The 766-nt window shown below is 47.1% G+C and carries 1 protein-coding gene; it reads left to right on the forward strand.

What is annotated here, in order from left to right; translation table 11 throughout:
* Positions 1-766, forward strand: a 766-nt coding sequence (locus tag IMO47_RS17015) for a phage late control D family protein (protein WP_196085099.1), incomplete at both ends; no start/stop codon positions are given.

Below are 766 nucleotides of genomic sequence, written 5' to 3' on the forward strand. Positions count from 1 at the left end.
TGACCGCCCAAGTGTTCTTGCAACGTATTGATGGACAACATGCCATCAATCAAGGCGTGTCTGTGGAATTGATCTGTCTTGCGACCTCCGCAAATATTCCTCTCAAACAGTTTATCGGTTGCCAAGCTGCAATCGACCAAGTCATCGACCGAGGACAACTGTTCCGTACCACAGGCATCATTACCGAAGCCTCACAGGGGCAGAGCGATGGCGCACTGACGATCTATAAGCTCAAACTTGAAGATGCAACGTCACTGTGGCACAAACGCCGTAATAGTAGAGTGTTTCTGAATAAGTCAGTGATTCAAGTCATTGAAACAATTCATAAAGAATGGCAGAAAAAAAGTCCGCTGTTTGCTGCGAGTCTGAGTTTAGACAAAAGTGGTCTAACTAAAGACTACGATGTTCGCCCATTGATTATACAGATGAACGAAAGCGACCACGATCTGCTCACGCGTTTGATGAGAAGCGAAAATTTAAGCTGGCTGATTGATGAAGCAGAACCCCATGTTGCCAGCACCTCAGCACCGATCCAAGCGCAAAAACTGCGTTTAATCGATGACAACAGCCAGTACAGCGCGCTAGAACGTAGAAGCATCCGCTTTCATCGTAGCTCTGCGGTAGAGCAGCAAGATACCATTACCGCATTTACAGGCGTACGATCACTCCAACCGACTTCAGTATATATCCACCGTTGGCAAGCCGATATTCTTGAAACCGAAGAAGGCGCGGGCAATGTACAAAGCAAACATCAGCACAGTGACCA

The sequence above is a fragment of the Acinetobacter sp. Res13-Abat-PEC15-P4-01 genome (assembly GCF_015676285.1).
Classification (GTDB): domain Bacteria; phylum Pseudomonadota; class Gammaproteobacteria; order Pseudomonadales; family Moraxellaceae; genus Acinetobacter; species Acinetobacter nematophilus.